The organism is Nocardia sp. NPDC050435, from assembly GCF_040655395.1.
Lineage (GTDB): Bacteria > Actinomycetota > Actinomycetes > Mycobacteriales > Mycobacteriaceae > Nocardia.
The window spans coordinates 316459-330325 of record NZ_JBFAJW010000008.1 but is presented as its reverse complement, the minus strand read 5'-3'; the positions used below and the strand labels follow the sequence as shown (position 1 = coordinate 330325).

Annotated in this window: 14 protein-coding genes; 6 read left to right on the top strand and 8 right to left on the bottom strand. The window is 69.5% G+C overall.

Annotation, left to right across the window (positions count from 1 at the left end; translation table 11 throughout):
• Positions 1 to 80: 80 nt before the first annotated feature.
• On the bottom strand, positions 81 to 1415 hold the full coding sequence (locus AB0I43_RS25290; RefSeq protein WP_357432692.1) for a lipase family protein: 1335 nt from the start codon (positions 1413 to 1415) through the stop codon (positions 81 to 83).
• Position 1416: 1 nt separating this feature from the next.
• Complete coding sequence (locus AB0I43_RS25285; RefSeq protein WP_357432691.1) at positions 1417 to 2685, bottom strand: hypothetical protein; 1269 nt, start codon at positions 2683 to 2685, stop codon at positions 1417 to 1419.
• Between the two features lie 323 nt (positions 2686 to 3008).
• Between AB0I43_RS25285 and AB0I43_RS25280 the strand changes: the two genes are divergently transcribed.
• The 3 genes from AB0I43_RS25280 (at position 3009) to AB0I43_RS25270 (ending at position 6007) form a co-directional block, all read left to right on the top strand.
• The gene (locus AB0I43_RS25280) at positions 3009 to 3734 is read left to right on the top strand and encodes a GntR family transcriptional regulator (RefSeq protein ID WP_356974290.1); all 726 of its coding nucleotides are present in this window, start codon (positions 3009 to 3011) and stop codon (positions 3732 to 3734) included.
• Between the two features lie 84 nt (positions 3735 to 3818).
• Positions 3819 to 5279 carry an NCS1 family nucleobase:cation symporter-1 gene (locus tag AB0I43_RS25275; protein WP_357432690.1) on the top strand — a complete coding sequence of 487 codons (1461 nt, stop codon included), beginning with the start codon at positions 3819 to 3821 and terminating at the stop codon, positions 5277 to 5279.
• The gene (locus tag AB0I43_RS25270; RefSeq protein ID WP_357432689.1) at positions 5279 to 6007 is read left to right on the top strand and encodes an aspartate/glutamate racemase family protein; all 729 of its coding nucleotides are present in this window, start codon (positions 5279 to 5281) and stop codon (positions 6005 to 6007) included. Before AB0I43_RS25275 ends, AB0I43_RS25270 begins: the two co-directional genes overlap by 1 nt.
• On the opposite strand, the gene AB0I43_RS25265 is transcribed toward AB0I43_RS25270, so the two are convergent.
• Together AB0I43_RS25265 and AB0I43_RS25260 are read right to left on the bottom strand one after the other, a co-directional pair.
• Positions 5998 to 6591, bottom strand: coding sequence for a TetR/AcrR family transcriptional regulator (locus AB0I43_RS25265; protein WP_357432688.1), 594 nt, complete (start codon positions 6589 to 6591; stop codon positions 5998 to 6000). The genes AB0I43_RS25270 and AB0I43_RS25265 overlap by 10 nt on opposite strands.
• Positions 6592 to 6611: 20 nt before the next feature.
• Complete coding sequence (locus AB0I43_RS25260) at positions 6612 to 8222, bottom strand: FAD-binding oxidoreductase (protein WP_357432687.1); 1611 nt, start codon at positions 8220 to 8222, stop codon at positions 6612 to 6614.
• A gap of 146 nt (positions 8223 to 8368) precedes the next feature.
• Here AB0I43_RS25260 and AB0I43_RS25255 point away from each other — a divergent pair, with 146 nt between their 5' ends.
• The gene (locus AB0I43_RS25255) at positions 8369 to 9394 is read left to right on the top strand and encodes a diiron oxygenase (RefSeq protein ID WP_357432686.1); all 1026 of its coding nucleotides are present in this window, start codon (positions 8369 to 8371) and stop codon (positions 9392 to 9394) included.
• Positions 9395 to 9398: 4 nt separating this feature from the next.
• Here AB0I43_RS25255 and AB0I43_RS25250 read toward each other — a convergent pair whose 3' ends face one another.
• The gene (locus AB0I43_RS25250; protein ID WP_356974296.1) at positions 9399 to 9806 is read right to left on the bottom strand and encodes a VOC family protein; all 408 of its coding nucleotides are present in this window, start codon (positions 9804 to 9806) and stop codon (positions 9399 to 9401) included.
• Between the two features lie 83 nt (positions 9807 to 9889).
• Between AB0I43_RS25250 and AB0I43_RS25245 the strand changes: the two genes are divergently transcribed.
• Entirely contained in the window at positions 9890 to 10636 is a 747-nt protein-coding gene (locus AB0I43_RS25245; protein ID WP_356974297.1) for an AAA family ATPase, read from the top strand.
• A 4-nt stretch (positions 10637 to 10640) separates the two neighbouring features.
• Here AB0I43_RS25245 and AB0I43_RS25240 read toward each other — a convergent pair whose 3' ends face one another.
• On the bottom strand, positions 10641 to 11207 hold the full coding sequence (locus AB0I43_RS25240) for a TetR/AcrR family transcriptional regulator (RefSeq protein ID WP_357432685.1): 567 nt from the start codon (positions 11205 to 11207) through the stop codon (positions 10641 to 10643).
• Positions 11208 to 11324: 117 nt separating this feature from the next.
• On the opposite strand from AB0I43_RS25240, the gene AB0I43_RS25235 reads away from it, so the two are divergent.
• A complete protein-coding gene (locus AB0I43_RS25235) occupies positions 11325 to 12269 on the top strand; it encodes an alpha/beta fold hydrolase (protein ID WP_357432684.1) in 945 nt (314 codons plus the stop codon).
• 62 nt (positions 12270 to 12331) lie between these two features.
• Here AB0I43_RS25235 and AB0I43_RS25230 read toward each other — a convergent pair whose 3' ends face one another.
• The gene (locus AB0I43_RS25230) at positions 12332 to 13195 is read right to left on the bottom strand and encodes an NAD(P)-dependent oxidoreductase (RefSeq protein WP_356974300.1); all 864 of its coding nucleotides are present in this window, start codon (positions 13193 to 13195) and stop codon (positions 12332 to 12334) included.
• Between the two features lie 93 nt (positions 13196 to 13288).
• Positions 13289 to 13867, bottom strand: coding sequence for a TetR/AcrR family transcriptional regulator (locus AB0I43_RS25225; RefSeq protein WP_356974301.1), 579 nt, complete (start codon positions 13865 to 13867; stop codon positions 13289 to 13291).

Below are 13867 nucleotides of genomic sequence, written 5' to 3'. Positions count from 1 at the left end.
TCCAGACCGCGAGCGGGCCGAAGGTCAGCAGATACTCCAAACCGTACAGAATCGCCATGTGCGGGAACGCCTTTCGTGAATCAGCTGAAGTGGCTGTCGAGCTGGTCGATGGTCTGCATGCCGAACAGGTCGGTGCCCCACCCGTAGAGGTCGGTGAGCATCCGCTGCATCGAGCAGTCGGTGGGCTGGTAGCTGACGTCCGCGCCCTGGGCCCGATAGGTGTCGGCGAGCTCCCGGGCGTCGCGCGCGGGCACCAGCGACATGAACGAGTCGTCCTTGGCGCAGGAGGCGATGATCACCTTGCCGCGCGGGGTGCCCGAGCGGCCGAGCTGGTTGTCGTCGAAGGCCTGCTGGAAGGCGGGCTCGTCGGCGGGGCTCAGCCCGGAGGTGAACAGCGTGTGCAGCGGCAGATACGGGGTGCCGAAGTAGGCCGGCGTCTGGCACTGCGTGCGGAAGGCGTCGGCCAGTCCCCGACCGGCCGGGGTGAGCTTGGCGTTCACCGCCATCTCCGGATACCAGGGTTCCAGGCCGAGCAGGGTGGCCAGAGCGAACCCGGAGCCGACCGACCCGTCGGCGACGCGCATGAACTCGCGTGGTTTGACCACCATGCCTTCCAGCACGGTCGACTTGATGTCCAGCTCGGGGGCGTAGTCGGCGGCCATCTCGGTCGCGAACCCGGCGCCCACCCCGCCGCCGGCGATGCCGAACAGCGCCACCTGCGCCTTCGGATCCAATCCGGCCTCGCGCAGGCCGAGTGCGGCGCGCACACCGTCGAGCTGGGCGTGCCCGCCGAACTTGCCCGCGAATACGCCGTGCGGCTTCTTGTCGGCGTCGTTGCCGACATCGCTGATCATGACCGCGTAGCCCTTGTCGAACATCAGCGCCAGCGGTCCCAGCGCGGACCAGGACGAGCCGTCCAGCGGCGCGCCGCCGGTCCACTGCGTGCTCGGATGACAGTTCCAGCCGACCGAGTCGTTGGCCTCCTGGTAGCCGATCACGCGGCGCTGATCGTTCGGCTTCCCGTCGACCGGCATGAGCAGCACGCCGGTGCTGATGAAGGGGCGCCCGTCGTTGCCGGTGGTGACGTACATCAGCTTGTAGCCCTCGACATTGCCGGGACTCACGCCGCTGAAGATCACCTTGACCTTCTTGGATTTCAGGATGTCGCCGGGCTTTTCGGCGCCGGTGAGCGCCGGCTCCTCATAGAACGGGTCGTCGGCCAGCAGCCCCTCGAGCGATTCCTGCGCCGAGGGCTGGGTGGCGCCGTTGAGGGCGGCGAGGGTGAAGCCGTTGAAGACTCGTTCCGGTCCGGGCGTCGCGGGACCCACCTCGTCGGCGGTGGCGACGCTCGCGGCCACGGCGGTCAGGGCGAGCGCCACGGTGACGGCGCCGAGGCGCCGGGGAATTCGTCGCATCTCAGCTCTCCTGGTCGATCGGCGTCACCCGCAGCTGGTTCGCGGCGGCGAGCAGCAGTTGCGGGATGTTCAGCAGCGGGCGGTGCGTCTCGAGCTGCTGCTCGTACGGGACCCGCATGGCGGCCTCCAGCGCGGGCCAGTTGTGCTGCACCTGGAACTGGTATTTGGGCAGCAACTCGGCGGTGATGTAGTCCCAGCGCGCGTCGAAGACCGACCAGTTCCAGTCCGGCAGCGGCAGGGTCAGCTGTCCGGGGCGGCCGTCGGCCAGGGTGACGGGCATCCGGACCGGATGAAATTCCCGCGGCGGCACGACACCGGCCACCGACGGCGACCCGGCCGCGCCGCTGAGGTAGGTGATCGCCTCGCCCACGCTGCCCTTGTAGGCACGCACCTGGTCCCACTGCGCGCTCACGGCCCACTGCTGTTCGCGGCGCAGCAGCGCGCGGTTGCCCGCGCCGATCCGGTCCTCGTCGCCCGAGGCGACATCGCGCCAGGCGGTCATGATGTCGGGCCCGAACAGCCCGGCGGCCTGGAACTCCTCGAGCGCCGGAAGTCCTTGCGAGACATAGGCGTCGTGCATGGGCATCAGGTCGGAGAAGATGTTCTTCTGCATCACCAGGATCATCCCGTTGATGTGGTTCAGGTCCGCCGGCGTGATGTCCGCGCCCGCCTCGGCCAGGGCCGACAGACCCGCGGGCAGCAGGGCCACCGCCTGCGGACCGGCCGCGTCACGCACCGCGCCCAGCACGGTGCGCGCGGCCTCGGAGATGCCCGGTAGGTCGTAGCCGGCGCCCATCAGCTCGAAATCGACCAGCCCGCCGCCGAAATCCGCGCCGACCTGGCCGCCCATGCCCGCCCAGCGCAGTTCTCGGTGCTCGAGCTGGAGGTTCTCGTAGTACCGGTAGGACTTGATCAGGTTGTCCCGGTTGGGCGTCACGCCCGCGCGCGGATCCCAGGTGCGCAGGTCGATGCCCGCCTTGGTCGTCGCGTCGACCAGCCAGTACTGCGACAGCAGGGCGGCGTAGCGGGCGGGGACGATGCCCTCGGCCCGGGCACGGTCGAGCAGCTCGCGCAACCGCGCGGCGTCGTAGGGCAGGTCGGGGTGCACGCCGCCCGGCCCGCTCGCGGCGTCGCGGTTGACCAGGGGCAGATCGAGGTAGCGGTCCAGGTCGGTGGCCGCGCCCGCCGGAGTGGCAGCCGCGACCAGACCCACGCCGAGGGTCACGGCCAAAGCCAGCGCCGCCGTCCGCAGCGATGCGCCGATTCGCATGTTCTCCAGCCTTTCTCTCGGCAACGCCCGGCCCGGAAACCCGCGTGCCCGATGGATGGTCACAGCTCTCGACGCCTGACGTTAGCCTAGGTAACAAGCAGGTAAACACGCAGTTCACCGGGGTGATAGGCAATTCGCAATAGTCTTTTTCCGCAGGCCCGGACAAGGAAACTCCTGGTGATGCCGCCAAACAGCGGACGAATTTCGTGGGCGGGCCCGAACCCCGTTCATGAGATAACTCACCCGGGCCCGGGCTGCCGGATGTTTTCCCGGCCGTCACAGAACGCCCGGTGATCGCAACACCGGCGCACTACCGTGCTTCCATGCCCCCACGCAGACGTTCCGCCCTGCTCGCGCGGCTGGTCGTGGACGAGCCGGGCCGCCCGCAGATCATTCTCGGCGAATTGCGCCGGGTGATATTGGACGGCGCGGTTCCGCCTCGCACGGTGATTCCGCTGCGCGAAGTGGCGGAATTGTTCGGCGTCAGCCATATCCCGGTCCGGGAAGCGCTGAAAACGCTGATCGGCGAAGGTTTGATCACCCATCAGCCGCACAGTGGATACACCGTCGCCCAGCTCACCGCCGAAGAACTCCGGGAAATGTATATCGTGCGGCAAACACTGGAGACCGCGTCGCTGGCCGCCGCGGTGCGCCGGGCGACCGAGGCTGACCGGGCCGCCCTGCGCGAGATCGAGGCCCGGCTCGAACGCGCGATCCAGGACGACGATCCGGTCGCCTACCAGCGCCGCTCCCGCGACTTCCATCTCGCCCTGACCCGGCCCTCGCGGATGTTCCGGCTGCTGCACATGCTGGAGTCGGCCTGGAACGTCACCGAACCGGTGCAGTCGATGGTGCACATCGCCCGCGCCGATCGCGCGCTGCTGCACACCGATCACGCGCTGATGCTCGCGGCCTTCCTGGCCGGGGACACCGAACGCCTGCTGCTGCTGGCCGGGCAGCACCACCGCCGGCTGGAAACCGTGATCGCGACGCTGCCCACCGACACCGGGCTGCTCGCCCCGGCAATCGATATATCTTTCGCGCAATAGCGGCGAGATCGCGGGGCAACGGCGCGGCAATGGCGGATTCCTACCGTCGTTCCAGCCACGTTTCACCCTCGGATCGGAACGACCATGACCGACACGCTCACACCGTCCGCACCCGCGCCCACGGAGTATCACCCCCGGCTCACCAATGCGGATCTGGCGCCGCTGAAAGCCCAGACCTGGGGCTCCTACAACATTTTCGCCTTCTGGATGTCGGACGTGCACAGCGTCGGCGGCTACGTCACCGCCGGCAGCCTGTTCGCGCTCGGCCTGGCCAGCTGGCAGGTGCTGCTCGCGCTGCTCATCGGTATCACGCTGGTGTACTTCCTCTGCAACCTGGTGGCCAAACCCAGCCAGGTGACCGGGGTGCCGTATCCGGTGATGTGCCGCAGCGCCTTCGGCGTGCTCGGCGCGAACATCCCGGCGGTGATCCGCGGCCTGATCGCGGTGGCCTGGTACGGCATTCAGACCTTCCTCGCCTCGGCGGCGCTGGATGTCGTGCTGATCAAGCTGTTTCCGGCGCTGGCGCCCTACGCCGTGGTCGAGGACTACGGCTTCCTGGGGCTGTCGCTGCTGGGCTGGGGCAGCTACCTGCTGCTCTGGGTGGTGCAGGCCTGCGTGTTCTGGCGCGGCATGGAATCGATTCGGCGCTTCATCGATTTCTGCGGACCCGCGGTCTACGTGGTGATGTTCGTGCTGTGCGGCTACCTGATCGCGAAGGCGGGCTGGAGCGCGATCGACCTGAACCTGGGCGAGGTGAAATACACCGGCTGGTCCTCGGTGCCGGTGATGCTGGGCGCGATCGCGCTGGTGGTGTCCTACTTCTCCGGCCCGATGCTCAACTTCGGTGATTTCTCGCGCTACGGACGGACTTTCGCGGCGGTGCGGCGCGGCAATCTACTCGGGCTGCCGCTCAACTTCCTGGTGTTCGCACTGCTGGTGGTGATCACCGCGTCGCTGACGGTGCCGGTCTACGGCGAGCTGATCACCGACCCGGTCGCGACCGTGGCCCGCATCGACACCACCTTCGCCATCGTGCTCGGCGCCCTGACCTTCACCATCGCCACCATCGGCATCAATATCGTCGCCAACTTCATCTCCCCCGCCTTCGATTTCTCCCACGTCAGCCCGCAGCGGATCAGCTGGCGCGCCGGCGGCATGATCGCGGCGGTGGGCTCGGTGCTGATCACGCCGTGGAACCTCTACAACAATCCGGATGTCATCCACTACACGCTGGAGACGCTGGGCGCGTTCATCGGCCCGCTGTTCGGGGTGCTGATCGCCGACTACTACCTGATCAAGAAGCAGCAGGTGCGGGTGGACGAGCTGTTCACCATGTCCGAGCGCGGAAGCTACTGGTACACCAGGGGTTACAACCCGGTGGCGATCGCGGCCACGGCCGCCGGGGCGATCATCGCGGTGTTCCCGGTCCTGGCTCGCGGGGTGCCCGGCATGTACACCGCCGCCCAGTACAGCTGGTTCATCGGCTGTGGCGTCGGTTTCGCCGTCTACTACCTGGTGGCCCGGACAAAGGAGGCGGCCGCCTGATGCGCATCCGGGTCGTCAACCCGAACACCACCGAGGCGATGACCGCGACCATCGCGCGCAGCGCGGCGGCCGTGGCCGGCCCCGGCACCCGCCTGGACGCGGTCACCGCCACCATGGGGCCGGCCTCGATCGAGAGCCACTACGACGAAGCCCTCAGCGTCCCGGGCCTGCTGGCCGCCGTCGCGGCGGGCGAACAGGAGGGGGTCGACGGCTACGTGATCGCCTGCTTCGGCGATCCCGGCCTGGACGCGGCCCGGGAGCTGGCGCGCGGACCGGTCGTCGGCATCGCCGAGGCCGCTCTGCGCACGGCCACCCAGCTCGGGCGCGGCTTCAGCGTGGTCACCACGCTGGGGCGCACCGTCGGGCGCACCGCCGACCTGGTGCGACACTATGGGCTGCAACGGTTTTGCCGCGGTATCCACGCCTGCGAGCTGCCGGTGCTCGCACTCGGGACCGACCCGGACGCCCGCAAGATCGTGACCGAGGCCTGCCGGGCCGCGCTGGCCGCCGACGACTCGGACGCGATCGTCCTGGGCTGCGCGGGAATGGCTGATCTGTGCGCGGACATCCGGGCCGAGATCGGCGCGCCCGTGATCGACGGGGTGGCGGCGGCGACGCTGACCGTGCAGTCGCTGCTGACCATGGGGCTGCGCCCCGCCGGGCGCGGGGAATGGGCGCTCCCGCCGAGCAAGCCCTACACCGGACTGCTGGCGCCGTTTCAGCGCTGAACCGGGTCGGCGGCGGCGGGCGGCTGCCGCAGTGCGGTGAAGACGCGCAGGCAGCGGTCGGCCATGTCGGCCGGGGTGTCGCCGGGATGGTCCCGCCACCAGGCGATGGTGGTGGAGACGATGCCGAACCACCAGGACAGCAGCAGGGAATGATCCTCGGGGGTGCTCGCGTCGCCGAGGATGTCGGCCACGCCCTCCGAGCCCATGGTGTTGAGCGCGCGCTGATAGGCGTGGGCCTGGTCGTATGCGGCGCTCGGACGCGGCAGCGTGGTGTCGTAGATGATCCGCCAGTTCTGTGTGCGGCTGTCCAGGGCGTGGAAGATGCCGGTGAGCGTGGCCAGCGCGCGGTCCTGCGCGCCGGGCACGGCCTGGGCGCGGGCGACGGCCTCGACCAGACTGTCGCCCGCCCGGCGCACGCAGGCGGTGTACAGGCCGTCGCGGGAACCGAAGTAGGTGTAGATCAGCGGCTTGGAAACGCCTGCGGCCGTGGCGATGTCGGCCAGGGAGGCATGGGCGTAGCCGCGATCGCCGAACTCGGCGGTGGCCAGATCGAGGATCTGCTGCTCGCGTCGCTCGCGGGGCACCCCCTTGGTCCCGGCCCCGCTCACGCGACCGGCGCGGGGTCGAGCAGGACGCCGGGGTTGAGGATTCCGGCGGGGTCCAGGGCCGCTTTCGAGGCGCGCAACGCCAGCGCGAACGGGTCCGGGCGCTGCCGGTCGTACCAGGGCCGATGGTCGCGGCCGACCGCGTGGTGATGGGTGATCGTGCCGCCGGAGCTCGACAGCGCTTCGGAGACAGCGGCTTTGATCTCGTCCCACTGCCCGGGCGTCCGCCCCCAGCGCCCGGCGGCGTAGATGCCGAAGTAGGGGGCCGGGCCGTCGGGATAGAGGTGGGTGAAGCGGCAGGTCACCACGCCGGTGGTGCCCAGGCTCGCGAAGGCCGCGGCGGCGGCCGCGTGCACGGCGGCACGCAGTTCGTCGAAACGATCCCAGGTGCAGGCGGTTTCGAAGGTCTCCACGATCATCGACTGTGCGGCCAGGGCGTCCCGCTGATACGGCATGCGCAGGAACGAGGAGCGCCAGGTGTCGGCGGCCCCGCCGCGCGCGGCCTCGGCTTCGGAGTCCGACGAGCGGACTCCGTCGGGCGCCCGGCCGCCGTGCTCGCGGCAGATCTCGAGCGCCCGGCGCATCGGCTCCGCGACCGGGTGGTCAGCGGATTCGAAGCCCAGCACCAGGACTCCGCCCGAAGTGGGCGTGCCCGCGTTGAGGAACGCCTCGAGCGGATCGAGCAGGCGGCAGTTCGCCGGGTACAGCCCGGATTGCGCGATCACCCGGGTCGTGGTGACAGCCGCGCCGTAGTCGTCGAAGAGCACCGAGGCGCCGGTGCGCCAGCGCGGGCGGGTCTGCACCCGCATCCACGCCTCGGTGATCACGCCGAGGATGCCCTCGGAGCCGAGGAACAGCCGGTCCGGTGAGGGACCCGCGCCCGAGCCGGGCAGCCTGCGGGATTCGCCGATCCCGGCCGGGGTGACCACGCGCAGAGATTCGACCATGTCGTCGATGTGGGTGTGCACGGTCGCGTAGTGGCCGCCGGCGCGGGTGGCGAGCCAGCCGCCGAGCGTCGAGAACTCGAAGGACTGCGGAAAGTGGCGCAGGGTCAGCCCTTCCGGGCGCAGCGCCTGCTCCAGCGCGGGGCCGAGGATGCCGGCCTGGATGCGGGCGGCGCGGCTCACCGGGTCGACCTCGAGGACCTGGTTCAACCGGCCCAGGTCCAGCGTCACGGTGGCGGCGTAGCCGGTGGTGTCGCGCGGTTCGACGCCGCCCACCACCGAGGTGCCGCCACCGAAGGGGATCACCGCGATCCCCGCCGGTGCGCACCAGTCCAGGATGTCGGCCACGTCCTGCTCGGTGCGCGGGCGCAGCACCAGGTCCGGCACGTGCTCCACCCGCCCGAGCAGCATCCGCGCCACGTCCCGGAAGGCCTGGCCGTGGCCGTGGGCGACCCGGTCGGCGAGATCGCGGGAAGCGAGCTGCGCCAGCGCTTTCGGCGGTTCGATCCGCGGCGCGGGCACCGGCAGCGCGGCGAGTTCGGGCGGCTCGTGCACCGACAGGTCCGCGCCCGGCATGAGTTCGGCGACCCGGCGGGTCAGCGCGGCCCGTTCCGCGCCGGTCACCGCGTCCTCGACGTTTCCCCAACCCCACCACGACCGCGCCACCGCGAACTCCTTCCACCGCACAGCAATTGAGCCGACGGTAATTTACCCTGGAGTCAATTACAAGGGCGGGCGCTCGCCATTGACTCACGCGGTGACCCGCGCTACTTTTGGTGTTACATAGTGTCACATTAAACGGGGAGACAACGATGTCCGCTCCTGCACACCGGCGTACCTCGGACGACGACATCGTCGCGGTCGCCGAAAAATACACGGAGACTTTACGTTTGCTGTCGGCCGCCTCGGTGGACAAGCCGGTGGATCCGTTCGTCACCATCGATTGGGAGCACCCCGACTTCGATCCCGACGCTCGCCCGGAACGCTGGATCCTGCCCCGCTCGGGCGATCCGCTCGGGCGCCATCCCTGGTATCTCGCGCTGCCGAAGGAACGTCAGATCGAGATCGGCAAGTATCGCCAGGCCAATGTCACCAAGGTCGGCATCCAGTTCGAGGCCCTGCTGATCAGCGGGATGGCCCAGCACATCCTGACCCTGCCCAACAACTCGCCGGAATTCGAGTACTGCTCGCACGAGATGATCGAAGAGCACCGGCACACCATGATGTTCCAGGAGATGGTGAACCGGATCGGGATCGAGGTCCCGGGCATGGGCCCGCTCACCAGTCTGCTCAAGCACGTCGCGATCCCGGTCACCATCGCCTCGCCGATCATCATGTTCATGGCGATCCTGGGCGGCGAGGAGCCGATCGATCACGTCCAGAAGGACATCCTGCGGTCCGGCGAGGACGTGCATCCGATCATGCGCGGCGTCATGGCGGTGCACATCGCCGAGGAGGCGCGCCACATCTCCTTCGCCCACGCCGCGCTCAAAGAGCGGGTGCCGCAGCGCAGCGCGGCGGAACGATTCGCGCTGTCGCTGGTCTTCCCGGTCCTGCTGTTCGTGCTCGGCCGCGCCGTGGTGACCCCGCCGCGCGCGTTCTTCACCGACATGGGCATCCCGGATTCGGTGCGCCGCGAGCTGTTCTTCGAATCCGACGAGGCCAAGCGGGTTTTCGCCGACTACTTCGTCGACGTGCGCGCGCTGGCCGAGGAGATCGGCCTGATGAACCCGGTGGCCCGGCGGGTCTGGAAGCTGCTGGAGATCGACGGCCCGGCCAGCCGCTACCGTTCCGAGCCGCTGCGCGTCGGGCGACCGGAGCCGCGCGAGCGCACCTGAGCGCTCAGGCCCGCGACGAGATCTGCTGCACGGTCCAGCTGTTGCCGTCCGGGTCCTCGAAGAAGACGAAGCCCACATTGTCCAGCGGATGCGGTGTGGGCCTGGGGTTTTCGCCGAGGATCCGGACCTCGCTGACCTCCACGCCGCGCGCCACGAGCTCGCGGTGGGCCTGATGGATGTCCGGCACGACCAGTTGCAGGCCCTTCACCGAACCGGGCTCCATCACCGGGACCGCGCCCTCGCCGATGACGACCGAGCAGCCCGAGCCCGGCGGCGTCAGCTGCACCACGCGCATGCCCTCGCCGAAGCTCGAATCGTGGTCGACCACGAACCCCAGCTGCTTGCTGTAGAACTCCTTGGCTCGGTCGATGTCGGAGACCGGGACGATCACGACCTCGAGAGTCCAGTTCATGGGGGTGTCCTTTCACCGCGTCGGGCCGCTGGTTCGAACATAGCGTGCACCGGGATCGTCCGGAGGTGAAGTAACGTGCACCGATGAGTTCTGCCGCCTATGTCCGCCGGGTCGTCCTCGATCGGCGAGCGGTGCCGTCGTTCGACGAGTATCCGTTCTCGTTGCCGGTGGTGCGGGGGCTGTCGGAACTGGAATTGCATCCGCGGGTGACCTTCGTCGTGGGCGAGAACGGGAGCGGCAAGTCCACGCTGCTGGAGGCCGTCGCGACGGCGTGGGGGTTCAATCCGGAGGGCGGGACCAAGAACTTCAATTTCTCCACCCGCAGTTCGCACTCGGCGCTCAACGATTATCTGCGCCTGGTGAAGTCGGTGGACAAGCCGCGCGACGGATTCTTCCTGCGCGCCGAGAGTTTCTTCAATGTGGCGACCACTATCGAGGATCTGGACAAAGCGGGTGGATTCGGGCCGCCGCTCATCGACTCCTACGGCGGGGTCTCCCTGCACGAGCAGTCGCATGGGGAATCGTTCTTCGCCCTGATGATGCACCGTTTCGGCGGGCACGGTCTCTACGTGCTCGACGAGCCGGAGGCGGCGCTGTCACCGAGCCGCCAGCTGGCGATGATCGCCCGGATGCACGAGCTCGTCCGCGACCGCTCGCAATTCCTCGTCGCCACCCACTCCCCCTTGCTGATGTCGTATCCGGACGCCTGGATCTATCAGATCGGCGAGGACGGCTACGAACTCGTGGAATACGAGGACACCGAGCACTATCGGATCACCCGGGCATTCCTCGACAATCCCGCCAAGTACCTCGAGGAGTTGCTGGACTGACCGATCAGCGGCGGCACCCGTCCAGCAGCAGGTGCACGGTGCGGCGCGGGTCGTAGTCCGGGTCGGTCGCCTGCGCGCCCGCGCAGATGTCGCCGACGGCGCGCATCAACTGGTAGGCGGTGAGATCGGGGACGACCTCGTTCGCGTCGCGCGCGGCGGCGAGCAGCTCTTCCAGGACCGGGAGCAGGCGGTCCAGGAACACGGCGTGCAGTGCGGTGAAGCCGGCCGGGTCGTCGCGCAGGGCGGCGGCCAGGCCGTGCTTGGTGACCAAGAAGTCCGCGAACAGATCGACCCAGTCGCGCAGGGCGGCGAACGGCGAACTCCGCGTGGCGAGGAGGTCCGGGCCCGCGGCAGCGCACGCCTCGATCTGGTGCCGGTAGACGGCGGCGACGAGGTCGGCGCGGGTCGGGAAATGCCGATAGATGGTGCCCATGCCGACGCCCGCGGCGGCGGCGACGCGGCGGACGGGCGCGTCCACGCCGTCGGTGCGGAAGACCGCGGCCGCGGCGTCGAGCAGGGCCTGCTCGTTGCGCCGCGCGTCGGCGCGCTTGGTCGGACTGTTCTCGGTCACACGGCACCTTTCACGACACTGCCCTTGCTAAACGGAACACTGCTCCGTATATTCGGAACGACGCTCCGGTTGAGAGTCTATCGCCTTCCGGCGCTTGTCGTTATCGAAGGGAAAACCATGTCCGACCTGTCCACATCCAGCGCCGTGCCCGTGCTGGGCACGCCGATCCTCAGCGTCAAACCGGTGGTCCTGCGCACGCCGGAACGCGGCGCCGATCTCCAGGTGCGGGTATCCGCGCCCGCGAGCGGCGGCGACCTGCCGATCCTCGTGTTCGCGCACGGGTTCGGCGAATCCATGGCGGCCTACGATCCGCTCGTCGATTACTGGGCGAGCAATGGATTCGTGGTCGTCCAGCCGACGTTCCTCGATTCGCGCACGCTGGGCCTGACGCCCGAGGACCCCCGCTATCCCGACATCTGGCGGGTCCGGGTCCGGGACGTGACACGGGTGCTCGACGACCTGGACCGGATTCTCGCGGCGATCCCCGGCCTGGTCGAGCGCGCCGACCGGGCGCGCCTCGCCGTCGCGGGCCACTCCTGGGGCGGGCAGACCGTGGGCATGCTGCTCGGCGCGCGCGTGCTCGGCGCGGACGGCCCGGACCTGACCGATGCGCGGGTGAAAGCCGGAGTCCTGTTGGCCACCACCGGAATCGCCGGCGACGACCTCACCGGCTTCGCCGCACAGAACTTCCCGTTCCTGCGCCCGGATTTCACCGGCCTGACCGTCCCCACCCTGGTGGTGGCGGGTGACCACGACCAGTCACACCTCTCCACCCGCGGGCCGGACTGGTTCACCGACGTCTACCACCACAGCCCCGGCGCCCAGGGCTTGCTCACCCTGTTCGGCGGCGATCACTCGCTCGGCGGCATCCACGGGTACAACGCCGCGGACACCACCGACGAGAATCCCGCGCGGGTCGCCCTGATCCGGGAGACCACCGCGGCCTACCTGCGCAGCGCGCTCAGGGTCGACGACGTGGCCTGGAAACAGGCGCGGAGCGCGCTGGCGGCCGACCCGGATCCGATCGGCCGCATCGACACCAAGGAGGTGGCGGCGCGCTAGCTCACACGGAAAACACTGCGCCGCAATGTATCAGAGCAGGCACGCGAGGACGGCCGCGGTGCTCATCCGGCCAGGTACGAGGCGGCCATGTCGGCGGCGCCGTGTCCGGCGGCGGCGGCGCGCTCGAACCGGTCGAGTCCGGCGCGGGTGACATCGACGGCGACACCGGCTTTTTCGGCGGCGGACCGGATGAGGCGGGCGTCCTTGATCGCGTTGTCGATCGAGAACGCCGTGGTGTAGTCGGCGTCCAGGATCGCGGCCGCTTTCGCCCGGAAGAATCCGCTGTCGAGTGGTCCGTCGGCGATCACGTCGGGGATCAGGTGCGGATCGAGCCCCAGTGCCGTTGCGAGCGCGAGGCTTTCGGCGATGCCGTGGGTGAGCGCGAAGACCAGGCTGTTGAGCGCCAGTTTGAGGCGGGTCGCCGCGCCGGGCTCGGTGCCGACCCAGACCGTGCGGCTGCCGATGGCGTCGAAAACCGCTGTGGCCGTGGCGCGGTCGTGGTCCGGGCCGGCGGCGAGCACGACCAGCCGACCGGCTTCGGCGGGCTGTCTGGTGCCCTGCACGGGCGCGTCGAAGAAGATCAGTTCGCGGCGGTGGGCCAGCTCGGCCAATTCGGTGATGTCTGCTAAGCCGACGGTTCCGAGCTGGATCCACACCGTCCCGGGCGCGGGCCGCGCGGACTCGACCACCTCGCGCACGGCCGGGCCGTCGGTCAGGACGGTGACCACCACGTCCGCGCCGTCGACCGCCGCCGCCGGAGTGCCGAAGACCTCGAGGCCGCCGCGCGCGGCGAGCCGGTCGGCGGTGGCGCGGGTCCGGTTCCACACCCGGACCGGGCCGACCGCGCGCAGGTTCGCCGCCACCGGCGCGCCGATGAGGCCGGTGCCGAGCACGGCCACCGTTGGGGTCGAATCGTCCTGTGTCATGGCGGGATTCCTCTCATTTTTTAACGAACGTTCCATAATTTGGCTACTAAAAGCGCGCCCGCGGCCGGTCATCGCAGGCGCGTCAGACGCGAGTCACAGCAGGGTGAGGGTGGTATCGACGATGCCGGTCAGCGCCGACCGGTCGGCGGTCTTGCCGAGGACCCGCAAGCCGTACATCGCGTTGAGCAGATACCGGGCCAGAGCACGCGGATCGCGGTCCGCCGCGATCTCGCCGTCGCGCCGGGCGCGTTCGAGCGCGGCGCGGAACCCCTCCTCCATCCGCCCGAAGGTGCGCCGCACCAGGGCGGTCGCCTCGGCGTCGCGCCCGGCCAGCTCGATGGCGGAATTCACCGCGAGACAACCGCGATGCGCGGGGACCGCGCCGGACTCCTCGTCGACGACGGTCATCAGCACCGCGCGCACCTTCGCGCACACCGGCCCCTCCGCCTCGAGCACCGCCAACTGCCGCGTCGCCCACTCCCCGTCGTAGCGGCGCAACGCCGCCAGGAACAGCTCGTGCTTGCCGGAGAAGGCGTTGTAGAGACTGCCCCGGCCCAGGCCGGTGCGATCCACCAGATCCTGGGCCGAGGTCGCGGCGTAGCCCTTGCTCCAGAAGGCCGCCATCGCGGCGTCGACTACCTGCTCCTGATCGAACCCCTTCGGACGCGCCAT